Origin of the sequence: Gordonia lacunae, assembly GCF_002149015.1 — a bacterium.
GTDB classification, from domain to species: Bacteria; Actinomycetota; Actinomycetes; order Mycobacteriales; family Mycobacteriaceae; genus Gordonia; species Gordonia lacunae.
Genome location: NZ_NGFO01000029.1, coordinates 40,144 through 62,543, shown reverse-complemented (window position 1 = coordinate 62,543; position 22,400 = coordinate 40,144). Strand labels below are relative to the sequence as shown.

Annotated in this window: 19 protein-coding genes; 4 read left to right on the top strand and 15 right to left on the bottom strand. The window is 67.1% G+C overall.

Going from position 1 to position 22,400, the window contains the following annotated elements; translation table 11 throughout:
* The first annotated feature begins 13 nt into the window (after nt 1-13).
* From CA982_RS20935 to CA982_RS27220, 4 genes are all read left to right on the top strand, one after another.
* The gene (locus CA982_RS20935; protein ID WP_144066080.1) at nt 14-676 is read left to right on the top strand and encodes a hypothetical protein; all 663 of its coding nucleotides are present in this window, start codon (nt 14-16) and stop codon (nt 674-676) included.
* An 87-nt stretch (nt 677-763) separates the two neighbouring features.
* Nucleotides 764-1,399 carry a hypothetical protein gene (locus CA982_RS20930; protein ID WP_044508715.1) on the top strand — a complete coding sequence of 212 codons (636 nt, stop codon included), beginning with the start codon at nt 764-766 and terminating at the stop codon, nt 1,397-1,399.
* Nucleotides 1,400-1,455: 56 nt separating this feature from the next.
* Nucleotides 1,456-1,662: a hypothetical protein gene (locus tag CA982_RS20925; RefSeq protein ID WP_044508713.1), complete on the top strand. Its 207-nt coding sequence runs from the start codon at nt 1,456-1,458 to the stop codon at nt 1,660-1,662.
* The gene (locus CA982_RS27220) at nt 1,659-1,943 is read left to right on the top strand and encodes a recombinase family protein (protein WP_044508711.1); all 285 of its coding nucleotides are present in this window, start codon (nt 1,659-1,661) and stop codon (nt 1,941-1,943) included. The genes CA982_RS20925 and CA982_RS27220 overlap by 4 nt, the downstream gene beginning before the upstream one ends.
* Here CA982_RS27220 and CA982_RS20915 read toward each other — a convergent pair.
* The 15 genes from CA982_RS20915 to CA982_RS20845 form a co-directional block, all read right to left on the bottom strand.
* Nucleotides 1,890-2,984, bottom strand: a complete 1,095-nt coding sequence (locus CA982_RS20915) for an Abi family protein (RefSeq protein WP_014928889.1) — start codon at nt 2,982-2,984, stop codon at nt 1,890-1,892. The two genes, CA982_RS27220 and CA982_RS20915, sit on opposite strands and share 54 nt — an antisense overlap.
* 141 nt (nt 2,985-3,125) lie before the next feature.
* Nucleotides 3,126-3,644: a hypothetical protein gene (locus CA982_RS26965; protein ID WP_014928887.1), complete on the bottom strand. Its 519-nt coding sequence runs from the start codon at nt 3,642-3,644 to the stop codon at nt 3,126-3,128.
* Between the two features lie 99 nt (nt 3,645-3,743).
* Nucleotides 3,744-5,138, bottom strand: a complete 1,395-nt coding sequence (locus CA982_RS20905) for a DUF6924 domain-containing protein (protein WP_244176410.1) — start codon at nt 5,136-5,138, stop codon at nt 3,744-3,746.
* 468 nt (nt 5,139-5,606) lie between these two features.
* A complete protein-coding gene (locus tag CA982_RS20900; RefSeq protein WP_044508815.1) occupies nt 5,607-5,993 on the bottom strand; it encodes a PLD nuclease N-terminal domain-containing protein in 387 nt (128 codons plus the stop codon).
* Between the two features lie 25 nt (nt 5,994-6,018).
* Entirely contained in the window at nt 6,019-6,450 is a 432-nt protein-coding gene (locus tag CA982_RS20895; RefSeq protein WP_144066079.1) for a hypothetical protein, read from the bottom strand.
* Between the two features lie 194 nt (nt 6,451-6,644).
* Nucleotides 6,645-7,061, bottom strand: coding sequence for a hypothetical protein (locus CA982_RS20890; protein ID WP_044508706.1), 417 nt, complete (start codon nt 7,059-7,061; stop codon nt 6,645-6,647).
* A gap of 332 nt (nt 7,062-7,393) precedes the next feature.
* Complete coding sequence (locus CA982_RS20885) at nt 7,394-13,066, bottom strand: helicase-related protein (RefSeq protein WP_086537127.1); 5,673 nt, start codon at nt 13,064-13,066, stop codon at nt 7,394-7,396.
* A 110-nt stretch (nt 13,067-13,176) separates the two neighbouring features.
* Nucleotides 13,177-13,758, bottom strand: coding sequence for a hypothetical protein (locus tag CA982_RS20880; RefSeq protein WP_086537126.1), 582 nt, complete (start codon nt 13,756-13,758; stop codon nt 13,177-13,179).
* Nucleotides 13,759-14,404: 646 nt separating this feature from the next.
* The gene (locus CA982_RS20875) at nt 14,405-14,812 is read right to left on the bottom strand and encodes a DUF4913 domain-containing protein (protein ID WP_014928880.1); all 408 of its coding nucleotides are present in this window, start codon (nt 14,810-14,812) and stop codon (nt 14,405-14,407) included.
* On the bottom strand, nt 14,809-16,740 hold the full coding sequence (locus CA982_RS20870; RefSeq protein ID WP_014928879.1) for a type IV secretory system conjugative DNA transfer family protein: 1,932 nt from the start codon (nt 16,738-16,740) through the stop codon (nt 14,809-14,811). The genes CA982_RS20875 and CA982_RS20870 overlap by 4 nt, the downstream gene beginning before the upstream one ends.
* A complete protein-coding gene (locus tag CA982_RS20865) occupies nt 16,737-17,438 on the bottom strand; it encodes a hypothetical protein (protein WP_014928878.1) in 702 nt (233 codons plus the stop codon). The genes CA982_RS20870 and CA982_RS20865 overlap by 4 nt, the downstream gene beginning before the upstream one ends.
* A 42-nt stretch (nt 17,439-17,480) precedes the next feature.
* Nucleotides 17,481-18,029, bottom strand: coding sequence for a hypothetical protein (locus CA982_RS20860; RefSeq protein WP_014928877.1), 549 nt, complete (start codon nt 18,027-18,029; stop codon nt 17,481-17,483).
* Complete coding sequence (locus CA982_RS27085) at nt 18,026-20,050, bottom strand: transglycosylase family protein (RefSeq protein WP_014928876.1); 2,025 nt, start codon at nt 20,048-20,050, stop codon at nt 18,026-18,028. The genes CA982_RS20860 and CA982_RS27085 overlap by 4 nt, the downstream gene beginning before the upstream one ends.
* A complete protein-coding gene (locus CA982_RS20850) occupies nt 20,043-20,441 on the bottom strand; it encodes a hypothetical protein (RefSeq protein WP_014928875.1) in 399 nt (132 codons plus the stop codon). The genes CA982_RS27085 and CA982_RS20850 overlap by 8 nt, the downstream gene beginning before the upstream one ends.
* Nucleotides 20,438-22,399 carry a hypothetical protein gene (locus CA982_RS20845; protein WP_014928874.1) on the bottom strand — a complete coding sequence of 654 codons (1,962 nt, stop codon included), beginning with the start codon at nt 22,397-22,399 and terminating at the stop codon, nt 20,438-20,440. Before CA982_RS20845 ends, CA982_RS20850 begins: the two co-directional genes overlap by 4 nt.
* Nucleotide 22,400 lies beyond the last annotated feature (1 nt).

The window sequence follows — 22,400 nt, the reverse complement described above, 5'->3', positions numbered from 1 at the left end:
AGGTCCCGGGACCGTGTGCGAATCGACCCAGGCTCGGCGCATCGTGATCAACCGCGGCCACGCCGACTGCGCACAAGCGGTCCGCATCATCAGCGCGATCCCGGGAGTGGGAGAAGCCGCGCCGCCGGACATCGAAGGCTGGTCCTGCGGACGCGACGGTGGTTACGGACACCTGGCCATGTCCGGCTACATGTACCGCTGTGACCGCGGCGGTGATCAGGTCCTGTCGCAGGACGATTCGGTGCCGGTGGCGGCCAACTGGGTCGACAACAACGACTACTACCGGACCAGTGACCAAGTCGACGGACAGAGTGGCTATTACTTCCAGAGCCCTACTGGCTACTTCGCCTGCGCGATCATCGGCACGCCTGGTGCGGCCTCGGCCGGATGCCACGGCCAGCTCCCCTCTGCGGCCCCGACCATCAACCAACATCCAGACTTTCAGACAGCCAACACCATCGACTCTCTCAACGGCGAGCACGGGCAGCTTCGGCAACGCGGTGACCCGCAGTACCAGTTCATCAGCGACGTAAAGTCTCGCGTTCTCCCCTACAACCAGCCGATCTTCGTCTCCGGCTACACCTGCACCGTCGACAGAGACGCCGGCACCACCTGCCGCAACTTCGACACCGGCCACGGCTTCACAGTGAACCGATCGACGTACAAGCTGTTCTAAACGTTCCCACCGAGCGAAGGAATGCCGCCGCGCACCGCGACGGAAAGAAATACCGAACACCTGAGCGACCGCATTAGACTGTGAGGCATGACGTCCACGGTCCGCATCAGCACCCCCATGACGGGGGTCGTTGCGCGGAACGCTGAGGTCGTCCGCCGGATGATGCCGCGACTACCCGACTTCGGCATCGCCAGACCGCGGCCGTTCGCGTCTCTCATTCGTACTGCTCCAACCGTGTCACTGGTCGATTTCCCGGACCTCTCGCCCGTCATGAGATCGGTGGCGCCGTCGATTCCCACACCGCACCAGATGATCGCTGCGTCGATGGGCCGCGGGTTTGGCCCTGTACGGAACCCGCAGACATCGACTGATCCTCGAAAGCGCTTCTGGACCTCGGTCATCGACCAACGCCGCGCCGCCGGCGACGCGCTGAGCGCATTCCTCTCCTTCGACCTGCTGGCCTTCTTCAATCTGCACGTCGTCCCGGACGCTGTGTCCGCTGGGATCGCCGCCGTCCAGGCGACGATCCTGCACTACGCCCAACTCCTAACTGTCGAAATCGCGCTGGCGATCAAGGCTCTGCTGCAGCAACGGTCAGCACGCCAACGACCACCAGGCCATCAGGTACCCACCCAGCCACGAGTGGTCCGCGGACCCACCTCCCGCAAGGTTCTCCACATCCCTCACCTTGCGGGACCTCGCATCGCGCACACGGCCGCCTAACCCCGGTTTCTCGTCAACAGCGTTGCGCTGTCCCCTTACCCAAGGAGACAGACCTCGTGTCATCCCTGAACTTTTCGACCCTGCCCCCCGCCCTGCTCGCCGCCGCCATCGGGATCGCTGGTGCGGTACTGCTGTCGACCACCTGCACCGCACTGTGGAGCCCTGACCCTGTCCAGCGCGAGCACGCCCGACTCGTGCTGGCCGATCTGCTCCACACCGTTCGAGTCGTCCTCGGCCGAGGCGACAGGGAGTCGCGGTCATGACCAGAACCATCACCCGCCGCCCGGTCGGGCGGCCACCGCTGTGCTCGGCCGCGATCGCCCGCACCATCGCCGACTGGCACACCGCCGGGGACAGTGACCGCGTTATCGCCGACCGACTCAACCAGGCCGGGGTCCCCACACCGGCCGGCGGGACGCATTGGACCCGCGTACACGTCTGGCGGCTGCGCCACACCGCCCACCTGCGCGCTGAATGGTCACAGGTGGCCTCAGTTGCGGCGGCGCCGCACCCGGCGCGGCAGCCAACGTCTCCGCGCCGGTAGCGCCACCGCGGTCTGGGCGGGCCCGGTCTGGGCAGGCATCGACCAGATGGTCTCGGTGTCCCAGTGCGCGGGGAAACCCAGTTCGTCCGCCCGCCGCCCTGGTGGCAGTTCGCTGAGCACCAGATGCCGAAGTCGTTGCGGCCAATCGTCGTTCGGGTTGATCCGCCGGACCAGGACCGCGATCACCGCCAGCGATGCATAAGGCCGCGACACCGATCGACCAGCAGTGATGTGGGCGAGTTCAGGAACCGACGGCAGCAGCCTCGGGCTCACCTGCTGCGTGACGTTGGCATTCCAGAACCGGGCATGGTGGGCACACACGTTGCGGACGTAGTTGAGGTTTCTCAGCCAGTCCTTCAGTGCGCCACTGTTACCCGCTCCGGCGCTGTCGAACAGACCCAGCTCGGCGGCGATCGCGTCTCTGTCCTTCTGCAGCATCCCGCCGTAGAGCATCGACAGACCCCCGAAGTCGAGTAACTCGGTAATCACCCACACCGGTAGCGGCAGGCCGTACTTCTTCTTGAAGTGGGTCACGAAGTCGGCCTTGGAACGGGAGGTTTCGCGGGTCCGGTTCTCCAGCCATTTGCGATGCTCACTGTCGAGCCAGGTGCCCACACCAGGTGGCGGAACCACGGCGCCGCCGGCGAACTCGGTATCGAGGACAGACGGATCGGCGTGAGCAAATGCGCCGTGCCGACCGAGCGTGTGGCCGACATGAAAGCGAATGCTGACCTCGATCGTCTCGATGGCATCGAGGGTGAGCAAGCGGAGCTTCCGGTCGAACTGGTAAATCTCGATGACATTGGCCAGCGTTGCTCCGGCGACAAACTGATCGGTCACGACCGGAGCCTGGCCCGGAGTCTTCACGCTCTCGCGTAACGGATACCAGTAGCCACTGAGCCGGTAGTAGCCGACCCGGCGTAGGTGTTCGCGAGCTTCTGTCCGATCTCCGAGTGTCAGTCCGCGGCTAGCGAGCAGGTCGAGTTGCTCGTCGACGGACTTGAACGGCTTCGCGTAGGGCGTGGAGGGCGTGACTGCCATGCATATAGAGAACCAGCCTCCCCCCTCGCGAAGCGAGACGGAAGGCTGGCCGTGATGTCCAACAGTCTACGGCTCCACCCGGACAAGGTGCAATATGCCTGTTGAGTCGTCGCCGCGCTGCGATACGGGAGGCCCAGGACGTTATTCGCCGATCTTCACCGCGGCACCGCCGCCGGGCGCTGTGCAGGTGCTGTAGGAGTCTGCGTGCGAACGCCCGGCAACGTACGGCCACTGACACTCCCAGCCGTCGACGGCGAGAAACAGGGCCTGGCCCTGGGCCTGGCCGATCGAGGCGAAGTACTTCTGGCTCACTGTCATTGCTGTGGCGCAGTCGAGCGGTCCGTTGAGCACGATGACGGGTTGCTCCCCGGTCTCTGCGGGCACATACCCGCAGATGGTGCCCGCCGGTGCCGCAGTGGGTGCGGTGGGTGGTCGTGTTGTTCCGGTGATCGGCGGACTCGACACGACAGGGGGTTGTGTCGTCGCTGGTATCTGCGTCGTCCACTCCACCGAATCTGATCGTTCGTAGTCCACGAACGGATCGGCGGTGTCGGCCCCGTTCTCGGTGCTTTGCCCGCAGGAGGTGAGCCCGAGCGTCATCACCCCCGCCGCAAGCAGGGTGACTGCGACCCTCGCCGCCCGCTGTCGTGAAGTCGCCATGCGCGCGAGTGTCTCGCCGCGTGTGGCCGCGGACTGACGGCTTCTCCACGAGCGGTTCAGGTCGGGTCGCGATCTGGCTGCTGGCACTGTGCGGGTTTCTCAGGACGGTGTAGGTGGTTGGTATTGCCGGAGCATCGCGGCTTCGAGCGTCCCTGTGTCGGGGTCGATCACAAGACTCCAGTGCCCGCCACGGATCTGCACATGGCCGTGCTGACACAGGCCGTCACGGGCGGTCGCAGCCAGGTAGTCGTCGACTCCGACACGGAGCTCGGTGGAGGGCGGCTCGCCCAGCGCCGCCGCAGAGTCGTGAACCTTCGTCCGGGCGGTCTCGTAGACGACCATGGACGGATAGTCGACGAGGGGCAGCTCCTCGGCGAAGCGGGCCAGCGCCGGGGTCGACCGATTGGTAGCACTGAGCGCGATGAGTTCGTCGCGCTGCAGAATCGCCACATGCGGCCGCGGCGGCGGGAATCCGCGAAAGACCCCGTCGTCGTCGACGGCGTCGGCGAAGTCACGAAAGCCCATGTTCGAGATTGACAGGTTGTTTTCGACCGACTGCACCTGGTCGGGGATGACGCGGAAGGTCCGGCCAGGTTCGTCGCCGAAATCAGGACGGCCGCAATCGACCACCAGGATCGGCATCTCCGGATGGGTCATTGAGATCGAGTCAGCGATGAACGCGTAGTAGGGCGGATCGTCACCGATCCGCTCGACAAGGGCCTCGACGGTCAGACCGTCGTTGTCTCGGTGGTCGATACACGTCAGCCTCGCCTCGAAGGTGGAATCGTCATCCATGCCGCTGTCCACAGGGGCCATCGCCGCCAGCGCGAGCTCGCGCCAGCGGTCGTCGTCGCTGAAATCGGTGCGCACCAGCAGCGACACACCGTTAAGGCTGTGCAGGTAGTCGTCGAGGTTGCGGCCGATCCCTAACGCGGAGATGATCGCAGCCTCGTCGTCGGCTTCCTGGCGGGCCGTGGCGGCGTCCCGGATGTCATCGACGTTGCCGGGCGGGTCAGGTAACACCACCTCGGCAAGGACTCGGTCGGCGTCCTCTATGGAAATTGCGTTATAGGTGCGTAATTCGACTGTCCACGGTCCAATCGTGGTGCGTGCTCGGGGCGAGAATAGTTCCATCGAGAATCCCACTTCGGGCTCACCGAGTTCGGTCAGCCAACGACGGATACCGAATTGGGGTGTATCCGCCGTCACGGTGACATCTAGTGCACCAGACAGGGGGTCACCTTCTGTTGGTGACGCGGTGACCTGCATCGGCACCCACCCGATGCGGGTCGGCGGCATATCCATCAGTTCTTGCATCTTCTGCTGGTGTTCGAGCTGTTCTCGTGACTCGAGGTACTCCTCGAACTCGACTGTTGGTCCGTCCCAGGTGAACAGGGCGGGGTCGAAGTCCTCGTCGAGCACCGGCGATTCCATCTGCATCCACTGCTCGCCTTGCCTCCATGAGAGCGCGATCCCCAACTCGGCGTCGATCACCACCGTGATCGTGGGACCGCCGTAGGAATCGTCGAACTCCACCTGCCAACCCCGCCGGCCCCGAACCTCGGCCTCGATCAACTGCTTCGGCTCACCGAACCGCGGTGGCCGTCCCGTCAACTCCATTGGGGTCCAACTGCGGTACGCGGTGAACAACACCGTTGCAGACACGCCCGTCACTGCGACAAGGCGGTTCGGGTGCTTCGCGGTATGCACGGCGACGCCGTCCTCACCGAACACGTACTCATCGGTGGCGCTCTCGATATAGGAGGGTGACCCGTCAGCGTTCTCCATCCGCCACGACGTGGGCGGAGCGAACCACACCGAACTTGCTGTCCCGTCACTGGAATACACGGTGCCACGGGCCGTTCGACCCATCGTGCCGAAGGATAAACCCCGAATCTGCGACCACGACGTCATACCCACCAACCTAACCGGCGTACCTCACCCTGCTCGCGACTTCAGGCTCTATGAAGTGGCCGGTGGCTGATCGCCGTCGTCAGTGCGGTCGGCGGCGCGTTGTTGTTCGCGGGCGGTCTGACGTTGTTTCTCGGCGCGATCTCGCAACTGCTGCAAAAACTCCCGGTCTGCCTCAGGGTCTTGCGGGACGTAGCGGCCCGGATGGTCGTATTCCGGGAACTCGCTGGCCGCACCCGAATCCTGCCGGTGTGGTCGCTCATCAGCGGCCGGGCGTCCGACCGCAAGCCACACCAGCGCACCGACCAATGGCAGCATCACCACCAGGATTACCCAGGCGAACTTGGGCAGCCCGCGCACGGCGGCGTCGTCGGTTTTGATGATGTCGATCAGCGCGATCACCAGGATCACCAGGTAGATCAACCCGAGATACGGCACGTCCACTCCCTCTTCGTCACGCCGCTCACCAGACCTGCTGTATCCACAGCGGATGTCCGTTCAGGCTCCTGGTTCGATCAACGTAGACCGCGACCACGACCCGCCCGCCCGGGTGGGCGGCGGCCTCGGAGATGACCTGGTGGCCGGTCACGTCATTCCAGCTGGCGGCCTTGTCCGGACGGTAGTACGCCCCTGCCCGATAGCGGGAGTCGTTGTCGAGGATGACACCCCAGTAGTCGTTGCCCAGAACGGCGTTGATGACCCGTCCGGCGCCGAGGTGGGCGGCGGCCACGGTGTCGGCGTGGCTGAGTTCGATCACCACCACCCCCGGTTGCGAGGTCTCGACGATCCGCGCGGCCTGTGCCGGCGGACCCGTCAGTATCGCCCCACCGGTAGCTACCGCGAGACTGAGCGCCGCACCCGCCACCCCCGCGCGTATCCCCGACCTCGTCAGCACCGTGTATTCCCTTTCATAACCCCAACCTTTGTCATCGCGAATGGTAGTGACAGGACGTCCGCCCCGTCGACGCCTCAGTCGGAACGCGGTGAACGTCACTGTTGGCCAGCACCGCCCGCCCAACAACGCCGGTCCGCCCGATCGCACCGAACGGCAGGGGTCGCACAGGCACTTCCTGCGCGACCCTTGTGTGGTCAGCGGACTTTACGTAGGTAGACGTCGCCGGTGGGGACACCGCCGGCGAACAGAACACCTTTGTAGCCGTGTGGTGTCTTGCGTAGTTCGATGCGGGAGTACCAGTGCGCGACTGGGTCACCGGCGATCGAGACGATGCCGCCGTTGCGGGTCTGGGTGATGTGGCTGTTGGTGGCATTCCACGGCCCGACGCCGTAGACGTCTTGGAACAGACGGTTGCCGATCACTCGCGCGTTCGATTCCGGGTAGGGAATGACGCCGTACATGACCAGCTGGAACTTGTATCGGCCGTCGTCGATCTTCGCGTGTGCTTGACCACTACCGAGGCCGAGACCAGTGGCGAGGCCGGCGGTGATGAGAAGTCCGGCGACGATGGTCTTGACGGCGGTGGAGAGTCGAGCCGTTGGCAAAGGCATGAAGTCACGTCCTGTTCGGTATCGGTTGCTAGTGATGGGTGCGCGGGTGTGGCGGTTCGCTTCTATCACGAACCCGGGACAGGCGGGGCTGGTAGCGCGTGGCGAGCCACTCCTGTCCGGTCGGTCACCGCCGCGGGGCGGGCTTGTGCTCCTGGGGGCCAAATGATCTCGACGTGGCAGGTTGTTGAGAGCGGTTGCCCCTTGTCGAGTCAGGTCCGAGGCGGCCTGCTCGATCTGCTTGCCCGCAGGGCCGAGAGCCGCATCGGGGGTGCGGCAGCGAACTCGCACCCGCCAACGCCTGACTCGGAACGCGGCGAACGTCACTGTCGTACTCACAGGCCCAGGTCCGGGTCGCGCTGGGGCTGTGTGCCGTCACCGAGCGGATCGTGGGGCGGTTGCTGGGAGTCCGTGCCCTGCGTGCGCTCGGCGTCCGGTGCTGGTCGGGTGTCGGCGAGCAGCGTTCCGATCCCCGGTTCTGCTGTCGCGGTGCCTTTTTCGGCTTGGTACAGCTTTGCTTGGTGTTGGTGACTGCGTTTTATCGCGGCGACGTAGTCATCGGCATGGTCGAGTCCGGCTTCTTCGACCATGACCGGTGTCGGGTTGAGTTCCAGACTCCAGCCGGGTTCGCGACCGGCGCTGCGCATCCGTTCTTCGGCGGCTTGGCGGGCGGCGACCGCTTCCTCGGACTGTTGGGCCTGTTCGACCTCCATGCGCAGTTGTCGTAGCCGCACTTGTTTGGTCTGCAACTCCTCAGCCCGGGTGAACGGTGCGTCAATGCGTGGGGCGTTGACCTCGACTTCCCGTCGGTAGCTGGCGATGTCAGCCTCCATCTGGGCGCGGGTGTCGTCGAGCCCGGCGTACAGGTTCTCCAGGCGCGTAGCGAACCCAGACGCGGTCGCGGTGCGCCGCTCGGCGGTGGTGAACACCTGGGAGGCGTCGAGAGTGAACCCCGGCCGCCCAGGGCAATCGAGCCACACATGAATCTTGTCCTGGGCGAACTCGCGCGAGGCGTGCGCCTGGAGCCCCGACGGTATCGACGCGATCGGCATCGACTGCTTCATGCCGGCACCTTTGAGCTCGTGATAGACCGCGGTGACCCGCGACAACAGCGCCTCAGATCGCTCCGGACGCTGAGCCCGGGACCTGTCTCCGGTGACCACGAACTGCTTACCGGCATCGATCCACTCCTGATGCCCGACCAGCAGAGCGTCGAGTTTGTCGATGCTGCCTTCCAAGCGTGGGATGGCGTGGTCGGCCGCGGCCACGACCCGGCGGGCGTGGGAGCGGGAGTCGGCGTGCGCGCTGGCCAGTGCGGACAGGCTTTTCACCTCGTCTTCCAGGGTGGCCATTTCGAGGAACCGTTCATCACCGGTCGCGGCGGCTTTGGTCGCCGCAGCAGCCTCAGATAGTGAGTCGTCGGCGATGTCGTCGACTTCGGCGACGTCGTCGAGCTGCCCGCGTTTGGCTTGTTCGATGAACGCGGCCTTGGATTCGACTTTCGACCACATGACGGTGTCGGTGGTGCCGGCGGTGACGTAGTTCAGAATCTCGATTCGCGGATTTTGGTTGCCTTGGCGGATGATCCGCCCTTCGCGTTGCTCGAGATCGGCGGGCCGCCACGGCACGTCCATGTGGTGCAGACCGATGAGGCGGCCTTGGACGTTCATGCCGGTACCCATCTTCGAGGTCGACCCGACCAGCACCGCGATCCGCCCGGCTCGGCAGTCGGCCTGCAGCGCCAGTTTCTGCGACGGCGATTTCGCGTCGTGGATGAACGCGATCTTCTCCGCGGGCAAGTTGTGCTGCTCCACGAGAAGGTCTTTGAGGTTGGAGTACACCGACGGACCGTCGGGTCGCGGGGTGCCGCGGTCGCAGAACACCAGTTGCAGCGCCCCGCGGATCGGGGACCGCTCCCCTTCCTCGGTGAGGTACTCGTTGTCGGCGGTGGCGTGGTAGATGCGGGCGACCTGTTCGGCGACCGCGTCGGCGCGGGTATTTCCCGGATCCGGTTCGAGGTTGCCCAGTACCGGGTCGAGGGCGACGTTGCGGCCGTCGTTGAGGATCTTGAGCACGTTGTCGATGTCGGCGCGGCGTGGGTCGAGATGGTCGGCCCGATGGTCCAGGTCGGCGATGAAGTCCTGTCGCTCTTGACCGGGTGTGCTGGTGATGATCTGCCGCCCGTCATGGACGGGCAGGTTTGCCGGGACCTGTTCACGGACAACGACATCGGTGTACTGGGCGGCCATGGCGAACATTTCCTTGGGGTTGGCGAACGCCGACACCTTCGACACGACACGCAGTTTGGTGCCGGTGGCGTTGGGGATCGTCTCCGAGCGGGTCGCGGTGAACGACGCCGCCCAGTCGGTGATCGAGCGGACCCCAGCCACCTCCAGCACATCGGGGCGCAGGTACTGCTGCATCACCCACGACTCGGCCAGTGAGTTGGCGATCGGGGTGCCGGTGGCGAACGTCGCGACCCGCTCAGCGCCCGGGGCGATGACCCGCCCGGCCGCGGCCGCCTGGTGTTGGCGACGTTCACGCAGGTAGTCCAGTTTCATCGACAGGTCCTCGGCCTTGTTCGACCCGGTGAGCGACAGCGAGTCGATGGCGCACTGGCGGCCCTTGTTCTTGTACTCGTGGGCCTCGTCGACGAACAGATAGTCCCCGCCGGTGTCTTCGAACAACACCCCGTGGTCCTTCTTGGCCTGATCGGTCGCGGCGTCGAGACGCTTCTGCAGTTGCTTCTTCGCCCGTTCGATCTTCTTGACCGTCGCATGCGTCATCTCGCCTACGCCCGCGGACAATTCGGCGTCGAGGTCAGCCAACTGGTTCGCGATGTAGTCGACACGGCGTTGCGGGTGGACCCGGATCGCCTCGAACACCGACGCCGGGATGATGACCATGTCCCAGTCGCTGGTCGCTGTCTGCGCGGCGAACACGCGGCGGTCCTCGGCCGACATGCCTTTGCGTCCCACGAGCACGTTCGCCGCGGGGTACCACATCTTCACTTCGCGGCCGAACTGCTCGATCAGGTGGGTGGGCACCACGATCCACGGTTGAGTGACCAGGCCGCGGCGTTTGAGTTCCATTGCCGACATGAACATCGTGCCGGTCTTGCCGGCGCCGACCACGTGATCGAGCAGCACGGTCGGCTCGGCGAGAATGCGTGCCACCGCATCGCGTTGGTAGGGGTGCGGCTCGAACACCGGAGACAACCCGGGCAGCACCAGCCTGGACCCGTCGTGTTCGGGCCGAACCCAGGTGTTGAAGCGGCGGTTCCACTCGGCGACGAGGCGGTCGCGGCGCTCATCGTCCGACCACAGCCACGACCGGAACTCGGTGGTGATCTTCTCCGCTTGGACTTGGGCGAGGATGGTGGCTTGGGCATCGACCTCCGGTGCACCCTCTTCCTGCGCCCGCCCCGAATTCTTGACTACGATCGAGCGCTGGTTGAGCAGCATCTCGGTGAGGTCGACCGCGTCGAGCGCCTTGTCGAGGTCGGCATTGTCGGCGCCGTAGTCGGTGCGCATCACGGTGCTGTTGCGTTCGAAGGGTGGCACTTCGACTCCCCAGCTACCCGCAGCGCGTGACACCCGGACGTTGGCGGCACCAAAGGTCTCGCGCACGAACGCCTCGTAGTCACGCGGCTCGATCCAGGTCGGTCCGAGTTTGACCGACCCGATCTGGGAGGGCTGCTTGTCGGTTGGAATCACCTGCGCCAGTGCTTGTGTTAGTTCTGCCCAATCGCGGTTGCCGGGGTCGGTGCGGGCAGCTTCGGCGGCGCGGGCGTGTTTGGCGCGCACGTTGCCCGACAACGCTGTGGGTGCGGGCACCAGGTCCTCGGGCATGTCCGGGTCGGCGTAGACCAGGCCGCGGATCGACTCGCGTGCCTGCTGGGTGGGTTGGTCGAGGAGTTCGGCGACGCGGTCGAGATCGACTCGGCCGCGTTCACCGAGACTGATCGCGACCGCTTCGGCGGGGGTGTCGGCGCGCGATACCGGGACCGGAGCGACGACGACGTCGCGGGAGAACACCGCGGTCTTGCTGACGGTGCCGGTTTCGTCGTCGTAGCGTTCCAGCGCCAGCACGCCGGCCATTCCGGGATCCGCGCGGACGGCCTCGAGATGGGTTTGACGTCGCGAGGGTGCGCTGACCTGCCACGCTTTCTCCTCGAGGTCGGCCGCCACATCCTCAGGCAGCGGCCCGGGATAGTCGGCGCCGTCGGCGTCGCGGTGCGCGGCGCGCCACTTGGCTTCGAGTTCGGCGAACTTCTTGGCGGCCTGCTCGGCGGTGCGTTCCTTGCCGCCCACCAGCTTGGCTCGGTTCACCGGGCCGTAGGTGTTCAGGTAGGCGTCGTAGACCTCGTTGAGGTCCGCGCGCAGCGTATCTCGCTCGGCGCGGCTGCTCTGGGTGCGCTGAGCGGCGATCGTGGCCGCGAACAGGTCCCGCAGCCGTAGCAGATGCCGGGTCTCGGTGGCGCGGGTGGCTGGCACCCTCATCGGCTCGTCGCCGCCGATCCCGCGCCGCGAGAACACCCCGGTGGTCTCGTCGTAGCTGACGTGCCCGATCGGAATGTCCTCGCTATAGAGGGCGTCGGTGTCGAGGGCGCCGGCGGTGAACTCTATTCCGGCCGTGGCGGTGTCGTCGGCGAGGAACAGCCCGTCGCCGCGTTGTAGGGCGGCGTCGACGATGCCGGTCAGCCGGTCGTCGAGGTCGGCGGCGACATCGCCGCCGGGTTCGGCGGCCACGACGAGCATCCCGTCGCGGTAGAGGCCGCGATCGACACGCATCGTGCCCAGCACGTGTTCCGGGTGGGTGGTGAAGTAGCGGTTCATGCCGATCTCGGTGGTCTCGCCGGTCCGGTCAGCGAGAGCAACGAGGTCGGAATGCAGCCAGTCGGCGTCCGCAGGCGTGGCGGCGTCGGGTTCGCGGCGGCGGAACACCAGGACGTCGGTGACGACTTGGGTGCCGGCGACCCGTTCGAACGCCGTCGACGGCAACCGCACTGCGCCGACGAGGTCGGCGACGGCGTGCATGTCTCGGCGGGCTTTGTCCGAGGCCGCATCCAGCGTGCCGGCGGTGGTGATCGCCATGACGTATCCGCCGGGGGCGGTGAGGTTGAGCGACTTGAGGAGGAAGTGGTTGTGGATGCGGTGGCGGGCCGGATTGTGGATCGGGTCGTGCACCGTGAACCCACCGAAGGGCACATTGCCGATCACCGCGGCGAACGATCCGTCCGGGACGCGGGTGGTCTCGAAGCCCTCCAACCGCACCTGCGCGTCGGGGTAGAGCAGATGGGCGATCTGGGCGGTCGTCGGATCGAGCTCCACACCCACCATCTGCGCACCGGGAGGTGCCAGCCCGATGAATGTGCCGCTGCCGCAGCCCGGTTCGAGTACCAGCCCCTCGTCGAACCCGGCGCGCGCCATCGCCGACCACATCGCTTGGGCGATCGCGGGATCGGTGTAGTGGGCGTTGAGCGTGGAGGCCTTCGCTTGGCGCCACTGCTCGGAATCCAGCAGCGCGCGCAGCTGCTCGCGCTCGGGTGCCCACTCCGACTTGGACTCATCGAAGATGTCGGCCGCGGCACCCCAGCCCGACCACTGCGCCAGAACCTCGTGCTCGGCCGTGGTCGCCGGGCGTCCGGTGCGGGCGGTCTCGGAGAGGACCTCGAGTGCGGCGATGTTGGCGCGGGCGCGGGCTTTGGCGCCCGACGGCACCAACACCGTCCCTGGATGGGTGAACCGGGTCGCAGAACCCACCTCGGCTGGTGAGAGGGTGGTGGCCTCGTCGACGGCCGCGATGCTCGACGGCTCCGGCTCCGGCTCGGGAGCGAGAGCGGGCGCCTCTGAATCGGGTGTGGGGTCTGGTTCGAGACCGGCCACCACATGGTCGGCCTTGATGTAGACCACCGAGCCGTCCGGGCGTCGTGCCGGGGCGACACGGGTGCTGGCCCACGCCGTCAGTGGCAGCCCGGTCTCGGACTGCGGGACCTGCGGCAGCACGTCGTCGGCCTTCGGTGGCAGCGGTGTCCCGCCTGGGTCGACGACGGCCGGGTCAGTCGGGATCCGCAGATCGTCCAGGGACTCAAACAGCAGTCCCTGGCCGTCGTCGACTACCTCTGCGCGCGCTCGGCGTCGGCGCGAGCCTGATCGGCTAGCGCCGCGGCCACCATCGCGGTCAGTTCCGGAACCAGCGGATGTTCCGGCCCGTCGGGCACCGCCAGCCCGTCGGTCAGACGGGCTTGCAGCAGTTGCTCGGCCCACACCTGAAACCGCGGTGTCTGATCCGGCCACACCCGCTCGGTCAGCTGTTCGGTCTCGCGAGTCGCCTCGATCGCCCACGGCGTCAGCCACCGCTGCATCCCGGTCATCGTGTCCGGGTTCGGTTCGATCGGCTGGTCCTCGTCCTCGGGACTGCGATGACCCTCCCACAGCGTCGCCAGCACCGTCTCCTCCGCGGAGTGCCGGGCCTGTTGGTACAGCCGCTGCGTCGTCAACACGTCCGGGTCGTTGCCCTCGTGGTCGGCTTTCCACGCCGCGATCATCGCGAGCTCGGTCTGTGACTGCGTCTGAGCGATCTCGGCTTCCAGCCGGTTCGCCTCGGCGGTCAGGAAGTCCTCGAACTCCGTGCGGTCCATCTGCGTCAGTTCCTGGGCGTACCGCTCGGTCAGTGCCGTGCGCAGATCGTGAAACATCGGTGTCCTCCTCAGTGTGGGTATCCATAATGCTCTGCGGTGCCGACATCGGCTGCCTCGATGGGTCGGTGTCGGCGAGCAGATCGAACAGATTGGGGGTGTTGTCGTCAGGGGTGGCGTTACGCGCCATGCGTCGAGCTCCTACCAAAGTGAGGTCCGCCCGGCCCGGCCAACGCCGGCCCTCGCGGGGGTGGTTATCGTTTCTCACTGGTCAGAGGCTCGATCTCTGGCCGATCAGTGCCCTGGCAGGTGTGTCCAGCACCTGTCAGGGCCTGAGTCTTCTCACGGCGGGTCCTCGCCGTCGCCTGGTTCAGGCATCAGGTCACTCGACCGGCGGTGCGGGATACGTGGTGATTCGTACGTGGGTGGCGTGGTTGGCGACCGGGTTGCCTCGGCGGAAACGACGCGAGAGGAATGGCGATCACGACTGGCCTCCTTCGGGGGCGTTGTTGTGTGGGTGTCGGTTAGTCGTCATGGTGTTCCGTCGTGGTCAGACTCGTGGTGGTGTGAGGGGGGTGTGCGGCGTTGGCGCAGTGTGGCTTTGGTGACGACGATGGCCCCGGTGATGGTCAGGACCACCAGCAGCACGAAGCACCCGACGAGCGCTATATGGATCAGTGGCGGCATGACATGGCTCTCTCAGGCGTTATGCGGCGGTGGTGTGGTCGACGGGTGGGTCGAACCATCCCGGCGGTGGTGGGGTGCAGGTGTCGGTGAGTGTCTCGGTGTTGGTGTGCTTGTCGGGTGTGCACAGATAGAGCGGCCCGTTGCCCGCGGTGAGTGCTCGCCAGTGGGCGTCGAGGTGGGCGGTCCACCACGACGACAGGGCGGCGGGGTCTTCGCTCAGGCGGGCAGTCTCCCAGGCCTTCCACAGCTCCTCGAGGCGGATGACGACTTCGTCGTGGCGCCACCACTGCGCACACCAGCGGGTGTCGCGGTCGAAACGTCCAGCCTTGATGTGGCTGAGCCAGTTGGTGAACCAGTCGGCGCCGGAAGTGAACCGCCAGTGCGCGCGCGGGTCGTCGTCTGGGGTGTCGGTGGCGGGGGTGGTCATCGGGAAGTCCTTTCGCGGAGGGCGGCGGGTTGGGGTGAGGCAGACAGTGCGGCCTGCTGGGCTGCGCGTTCTGCCCCGCAGGCCTTCTTGGAGGCGTCGATCAGTTCGGCGTAGGGGCCGAGCCAGTAGGAGTTCTTGGTGGTGACGACGGTGCGGTTGCCGGAGGTCGCCAGCACTGCGCGTTCGGCGGGTAGTGCTTTGAGGTCGTCGATCCCGAGAATGGGTTCGCTGGACCAGGATTCGCTGGTGCTGGTCGATCCCAAACCTGAGCTGGAATGCGAGCGGCTGCGGCGGCGGACGTCGCGTTGGCCGATCATGCGGCTCAGCCCGGACAGGTAGGACTCGTTGTTCGATGAGCCGGCGTAGATGTAGACGTTCGAGGAGTCGACGAGCATGTCGAGTTTGTCTTTGGACCACACTTTCGCGGCCTGGGCCAGCGATTGGAGCATCGTGACGATGACGATGCCCTGGCTGCCGAAGTGGGAGTACCAGTCGGGCAGTTCGGGCAGTTTGCACACGTTGGCGGCCTCGTCGAGCACCGCCACGACCGGCACCGGCAGCCGTCCGCCGTTGCGTCGGGCTTGGGCGACGGCGGCTTTGAAGATGGTGTCGGCCAGGGCGGTGGTCAGGGCGGTGGCCGCGCCGGCGCCTTCCATCGACAGGGCGTACATGGTGTCGGTGGAGGTGACGAACGCTTGCGGATCGAACTTGGGCAGGTCGTGGCGGATGTCGTTGCTGCCGACGGTGTTATCGCCGTCGAACCGGACCCGTTGGGGTGGGAGGACTGATCGGGCGTAGGCGGGCACGGTCATGACGTTGATGAACCGGCGCGCCATGTCGTAGAGGCCGTCTTGCTGGCGGGGGTTGAGGTTGGCGGCGGTGTCGATCTTGGCTGCGGCGTCGTGGTGGCCGTGGCGGGTCAAGACTTGGCGGGCGACTTTGAGTGTGGGGTCGGTGAGCCAGCCGTCGACGTGTTTGAGGTCTCCCCCACCGACCGATGCTGCCAGGATGTGCAGGGCCAGTAGTTCTTTGGCGCCGCCGTCGAAGTAGGCGTCGAGGCGTGATCCTTCGGCGGTTTCGGCTCCGGCGAAGATCGCGGCGAGCTCGCGGGCGTCGGAGAGTTCGTGCACGCACCAGAACGGGTCCCACCACCACTGCTGGCCCTGGGTGCCGGCGATGTGTTGGAGGTCGGAGAGCCAGATGGTGCCGCGGGTGCGTGGGGGTTCGCGCCGCTGGGTGCGGTAGGCCCATAGTGCGCGCAGCCCTTGTCGGGTGGTGTCGGCCTTGGCGGCGTGGGTGGTGAGGTCGTTGCGGTCGCGTACCCAGCGGGTGGCGTCGTAGATGTCGGGTTTGTTGGAGGTGGCGAACACGGCTCCGGGTGCCTGGCAGATCATGGGTATGGCGTAGCCGGTGGTCTTGCCTGATCGGGGTCCGCCGATGATGAGTCCGACCCATTCCCAGCTCATGTAGAGCGCGGACTTTCCTGATCCGATCAGCGATCCCAGCGCGAGCCCGTAGTCGAGGTGCCCGGTGATGGCGTCGCGGCCACGCAGGCGCTGCGCGGAGTGCTTGGCGTCGCGGGCGGTGATGGCGTGCAGTTCCCGGGGACGGGGAAGGAACTGTGCCACCTGGTCGAACTCGCGCAGCACGGCGGTGGCGGCGCGATGACGCGCCACGATGACGGTCACCACGGCGGCGGCGATGACCGCGACCACGAGGAGCACGGTGGAGGCCACCGGCCACTGGAATGTGCCGTCGACGGCGGCGGTGGCCGGGTTGATTAGCACTGGGCCGGGCTGACCGGTGAGCCAGCAACCCGCCCGCCAGCACACGTAGACGATCGCCAGCAGCGCGAACACGACTGCGGCGAGGTAGTAGCCGACCATGGACTCGTGTTGGCCGCGGTCGCGGCGATGGGTGGTGCTCACAGCTGGGCTCCGGTGTCGAGGGAGACGCTGGCGCCGACGTCAGGTGCCGGGGTGATCTGCCAGCCGCTGTCGCCGGCGGCGATCAACGCGGCTTCGGGCGCGGGTTCGGTGTCGGCGATGAGCTCGCTGGTCGAGCGGTGCCCGCCCGCTGACGCAGCGTCGTCGACGTCGATGGCATAGTTCGCGGCCGCGGTCGACACCTGGTCGAGCAGATCGGTGTCGGCGACCTCGCCGAGGTCGTTGTCGCGGTCGCGACCAGAGATGGTGTCGGGGTCGACGCCGGCCTCACGTAGCCGCTCATCCCAGGCGTGCGCCCATTGCTCGGCGCGCTGCACGGTGGCCTGGGTCTGGGCTTCCCGGGCGGTGTCACCGCCGCGGGCGGCCTCGGCGGCGGCCTCGCGGGCCAGGTCGGCGGCGGCGTGCGCTCCGGCCCAGCGCGCCATCAGATCCGGTGTCAGCGGGTGGCGTTCGGCACTGGTGTCGGTGTAGCGGGGCGGACGGGCGCCGGTGGCGCGCGCGGAGTTCAGCCGTTGCTGGGCGCGGGTCTGCCGGGCACGTCGCTTGTGCTGCTGGTTGCGGACCTCACGCAGCGCGTCGTCGGCGCGACGGCGGGAGTGACGCATGATCGTGCGAATTTCGTCGAAGATGTCGTCGACTTCGCGGCTGTTGTCCTGGGTGACGTTGTGTGGGTCGAGCATGGTGTGCCTTCCTTCGAGGGGCGGTGTTGGGCGGTCGGCGGGTCAGGTGTCGGCGCGGGGGTAGGTGGCGACCTTCCAGTGGCCGTCGATGCGGACGAGTTCGGCTGTGACGGCGAACTTTCGGTAGGAGGTCACCGTGGCGTCGATGCCGAGCACGGTTTGGGTGACAGTGCCGTGCGCACTGGCCTTCTGCGGTGAGATCAGCACTGCCGAGGCGCCCTCGACGCGGGCGGTGATGACGTCGAGGGAGTGCTTCCAGGCGCCCCACTGGGCGCTGGGCCGCACTGTGGCGGGGCTGTCCGCCGAGGCCAGTGCCTGGCCGGTGAGGGTGGCGCGGGTGCGGCGCAGCGCGTCGGTGGGTGAGGTGTCGGTGGCGGGTTGCCAACTGAACATGGTGGTCACGGTGGTGGTGAACACCCCGATCGGTTCGTCGCGATCGGGCAGGCCCGGTGGGCTGCTGTAGTGCTCGCCGTGGTCATCGTGGCCGTGTGCGGGTTCAGCGGTGTCGTCGCTGCCGGAGCATCCGGCCAGTGCGGCGATCAGCACGATCGCGAGGACGACCAGGAGGTGGCGATGGGGGTGGTGGTTCATCGGTTCTTCTCCGGAAGTCCTTGATCGGCGAACTGTTTGGCGTAGGCGATGACTTTCTGGCCGTACGGGCGGGTCTGGGTGTCGTAGTCGCCGCCGGTGGGTGTTCCGCCGGCGTTGAGGACCGCGCCGACTCCGGCGTTGTAGGCGTAGGCGTAGAGAATTTCGCGGCCCTCGGCGGGTTCCTTCACCCGTCCGGAGGCGATCGCGGCGTCGATCTGTTTGGCGTTTGCGCACGAGAACCGGCCGGCGGCCATGACGGCGTCACCGATGTCGGTGGCCGAGGCGCGGCCGTTGCCGTCGTCGTCTTTGGCCCAGGACGGGTAGGTGTAGTCCATGAACTGCATCGGTCCTTTCGCGCCTGCGGGGGACACCAGGGAGGCGTTGAATCCGGTCTCTTGCTTGCCGATTCCGGCGAGGAATGCCGAGCTGATCTGCGGGCAGAGCACCCCGGCTTTGCGGAACCACGGCTCGTAGGCCGGTGGGACGCGTCCGGCGGCGAGGTTGTCGACTCCCCCGCCGTGCTGGTTCTCGACCGGGCCGCAGTCGGCGCTCTCGTCGGCGCTGATCCCGCCGGTGATATCGGGGGCGGTGTAGACCTCATTGCCGCGGGGCATGCCGTGGCCTTCGACGGTGGCGTGGACGTGGTCGAAGTGGTTCTGGGTGGGGTCGCCGCGGTCGTTCATGATGTTGGACTTGCCGACGGCCGGGTAGTAGGTCTGACGCCAGATCGTGTACTCGAGCTTGAAGTGCTTCTTGTTGTCGAGGATGTATTTGTTGACGGCGTTGCCGAGCGCGATCCCTTGTGCGGAGGTGTAGTTGGGGATCATGACGTCGACGGCGCGGCCGGACGGGTGGTCGTTGTAGCCGCCGCCGTCGGCGCGCCAGCCGCCGATGGTCTGGATCTGGGGGAACTTGGCGGCGATCGCGCGGGCGAGGCGGATGGTGTCGACCTGGAAGTGCGCTTCGGAGCCCTTGGACTTCGGCAGCGGCGGCAGCGGGCCCGACGGCGCCGACGGTGCGGGCGGGCCGCTGGGGGCGCCTGCCGGTGGCGGCACCGCGGCGGCGTTGAGGAACGTGCCTGCGGGAGCGGGTTTCTTGCCGGTGACCCCGGCCTTCTTCGAGGTGGTCGGCCAGGCGCCCCAGCCCTGGGAACCCAGGACGCGGTTGGCGACCTCCATTTGCTGTTCGCGGGTGGCTTTGTCGGCGGTCGGCGCGTACTGTCCGCCGCCAGCGCCGGTCCAGGTCGACGCCGCGAACTGCAATCCGCCGTAGTAGCCGTTGCCGGTGTTGATCTTCCAGTTGCCGCCGGATTCGTGCTTGGCCACGGCATCCCAGTCGGCGGCAGTGACCACGTCGGCGGCGGGCAGTACCCGGGGTGCGGTGAGCACCCGCGGCCCGCCCGGTTGGGCCGGAGCTCGTCCGGCCGGGGCGGCGCCGGGTTCGGGGCTGGTCGACACCCACCCGGCTGGATCGACCGAGCGGCCGCCGGTGAAGTCGCGGTGCCCGCCATCCCACACCTCGAAATGCAGGTGCGGGCCGGTGGATTGGCCGTCGTTGCCGAGCTTGGCGATGTGTTGTCCGGCGGTGACTTTCTGGCCGGCTTTGACCAGCACGCCGTCGGCGAACATGTGCCCGTAGACCGTGGACCACACGTGCCCGTTGATGTTGTGGGTGAGCACGATCCAGTGCCCGAACCCCGAGGCGGTCCCGGCGGCGGTGACGGTGCCGTCGGCGGCGGCATAGATCGGTGCGCCGAGTGCCCCGGCCAGGTCGATACCTTCGTGCATCGCCCCGTCGCGTGGGCCGTAGCCGGAGGTGATCTGAAAGTCCTTGACTTTCATCGGCTTGACCTTGGCGCCGGGTGAGAGGGAGGCGTCGGCGGGTTGGTCGATGCCGCTGGTCAGCGGCAGACACGCGTCGTCGTCGCCGGCCACGGAGATGATGACCGTGCACGAGGCGAAGAACCCCATCACCAGTGCCAGCAGCGGCACCAGCAGTTTGGAGGCGTTGCCCTCACCCACGAGGCAGACCCCGATAGTCGGCGGTGGTGGTGTCGAGGTCGCGGACGTGCTCGGTGAGGGCCTTGTTCATCGAGCGCATGACGTCGAGGCGGGTGGCCCATTCGCGGTCGCGGGCGGTGACGTCGCGGCCGACCCCGGCTGCCCGGCACCACCGCATGACGCTGTTGGTGCCGGCGCCGATGTTGGCGGCGACGTCGGCGGCCGCGGCGGTCAGCGACAGCGATGTGCGAGCGAGTAGCTCGGCGACGGCGCGCACGGCCAGTCGCCGGACTTCCTCGGAGTGGGCGGTGCGGCGAGGGTTGGGTTCGACCACCCAGTCCTGCACCTGTTCCCAGGCGCTGGGTTGCGGGTCGATCGGGGTGGCCACCCCCGGGTCGCTGTCGGTGCTCATGCCGCGGATCCGGATTTGGCGCCGCGGCCGCGGTTGAAGCGCTTGTTGGTGTTGTGCATCTCGGTGGCGCGCTCGGTGGCGGTCAACCGCATCTGCACCGGGATACCGGGCTGCTCACCCTCTTTGATCAGGAACTTGCCCATACCTGGCGGTACGGTGTTGGTTTCGGTGCCGGTCGCGCGGACCCCGTCGGCCCAGTCGGTTTCGCTGATCTCGGAGACGACCGGGTCGTCGATGCCGCGGGTGGTGGTGGCCCACTCGGCGAGGGTGGCGGCTTCTTTCTCGTTGAGGTTGACCTTGCCCTCCATCAGCGAGGCTTCGTCCTCGGGCAGCGGGAAGCACACCTTGACCCGGGCGCGGTCGAGAAAGCCCATGGCGCGCTGGCGATCTTCCATCGAGTCGAACGCTTGGAGGTCCTTGACGGTGTGGGTGGTGAACAGGCTGCCGGTGCCCTGTTCGCGCTGGACGCGGGTCACTTCGTCGACGCGCCACACGATGCCGTTGCCGACACCGAGCACCAGCGAGAACTCGTCGCACACCAGGTCGTAGTTGCGGGGCTCTTGCAGGCCGTGATCGGAGAGCAGATGCGAGGCTTCGACGGCGGAGAATCCGTCCGACCAGCACGCCAGGAGTACTGCGGCGCGCAGCTTGCGGGCGTTGGCCGGCAGCCGGGACATGTCCACGCACACCCCGAGGGCGTCGATGTCGATGGGCTCTTTGGTGGGGGCGTTGAAGATCTCGCCGAACTGCCCCGACACCAGCTGGTCGAGTGACTGGCGCAGGTTTTCGGTCAGCAGCAGGTAGCGGTCGACGGCGATCGCGTCGTGGGGTCGACGCCCCAGGGCGCCGGAGGCATCGAGGAGGTCTTGGTGGGCGCGGCGCAGTTCGGGATTGGTGTCGGCGTCGCGGGCGGTGGCGTCGATGAGAGTCTGCGGGACCTGGCGCAGCAGGTTGAGCACATCGCCCGGCAGGGGCGCATTGGTCAGGGTGAACTCGTTGGCCGTGCCGTAGAGCACCCGCAGGGCGGTGGTGAGCAGCGTCTCCTCGTGCGGAGCGATGGGACGTCCGGAGCTGATCTCGAGCAGGCCGGTGGCGGCGGTGACCTGGCGTGCCCGCATTTCGCGTTCGGCGAGCTGGCGGGCCGCGGCGGGCAGTCGGGCGATGAGGTTGCCGAAGGTGCCCACGGCCAGCGGGTTCATCGGCGAGTCGAATCCGACGCTGGTGACCTGCGGGGTGACCGGGGTGATGCCGTCCTCGCGGTACTGCACCCGGCCGTTGTCGTCGTGCAGGACCATCTGGCGCATCATGTTGACGAAGTCGGGTCGGTGATCGCCCATGATGAGCGGGCGGACCCCGGTCGCGAGGTCGTGGCAGACGATGCGCCGGTTGAGGGTGCTTTTGCCGAATCCGTTGAGGCCGAACACCATCGCTGAGGGTGCGGTGATCTGTCCGGCTTCGAACCAGCCGATCTGGTCGAACCCGACGGGTTGTCCGGTGTCGAGGTGCGAGCCGACGGGCGCGCCGTCCAGGGGGGCTGAGGCGCCGATGGGGAACGGGTAGAACCCCGGCACGTGCGCGGTGGTGCCGCGCAGTTCGTTGGGTCGGCGCACGTGGGCGACGCGGCCGCCGCCACGCCCGTCGAAGCCCCGGTTGGTGCGGATCAGGGCGGGCACGTCGAACTGGATCGGCCGGGCAATGGCGGCTTCGTGGCTTTCCCGCCGGCGGGCGTCGTTGCCGAGTTTCTGTCGGGCGAGGTAGCCGTTGACTCCACCGCTGCGGGCGGTGTCGAGCAGGTCCTCACGGGTGTCGTCGTCGTAGAACGTGGTCGGTTTGGCCGAGCGTTCTTTGGTGCTCGGCCGGGTGGCCGAGGCGGCACCGGCATCCAGGCGCAACGTCGAGGGCGCGGTGTCGCCGTCAGTGGCGGCGGTGGTGGGTGTGCGGAGGTCAGTGACAGTCATG

Coding starts and splice junctions, on each gene's coding strand:
- CA982_RS20930 (WP_044508715.1), top strand. CDS start 764: ATGACGTCCACGGTCCGCATCAGCACCCCCATGACGGGGGTCGTTGCG.
- CA982_RS27220 (WP_044508711.1), top strand. CDS start 1,659: ATGACCAGAACCATCACCCGCCGCCCGGTCGGGCGGCCACCGCTGTGC.
- CA982_RS20915 (WP_014928889.1), bottom strand. CDS start 2,984: ATGGCAGTCACGCCCTCCACGCCCTACGCGAAGCCGTTCAAGTCCGTC.
- CA982_RS26965 (WP_014928887.1), bottom strand. CDS start 3,644: ATGGCGACTTCACGACAGCGGGCGGCGAGGGTCGCAGTCACCCTGCTT.
- CA982_RS20890 (WP_044508706.1), bottom strand. CDS start 7,061: ATGCCTTTGCCAACGGCTCGACTCTCCACCGCCGTCAAGACCATCGTC.
- CA982_RS20880 (WP_086537126.1), bottom strand. CDS start 13,758: ATGTTTCACGATCTGCGCACGGCACTGACCGAGCGGTACGCCCAGGAA.
- CA982_RS20875 (WP_014928880.1), bottom strand. CDS start 14,812: ATGACCACCCCCGCCACCGACACCCCAGACGACGACCCGCGCGCGCAC.
- CA982_RS20865 (WP_014928878.1), bottom strand. CDS start 17,438: ATGCTCGACCCACACAACGTCACCCAGGACAACAGCCGCGAAGTCGAC.
- CA982_RS20860 (WP_014928877.1), bottom strand. CDS start 18,029: ATGAACCACCACCCCCATCGCCACCTCCTGGTCGTCCTCGCGATCGTG.
- CA982_RS20850 (WP_014928875.1), bottom strand. CDS start 20,441: ATGAGCACCGACAGCGACCCGGGGGTGGCCACCCCGATCGACCCGCAA.
- CA982_RS20845 (WP_014928874.1), bottom strand. CDS start 22,399: ATGACTGTCACTGACCTCCGCACACCCACCACCGCCGCCACTGACGGC.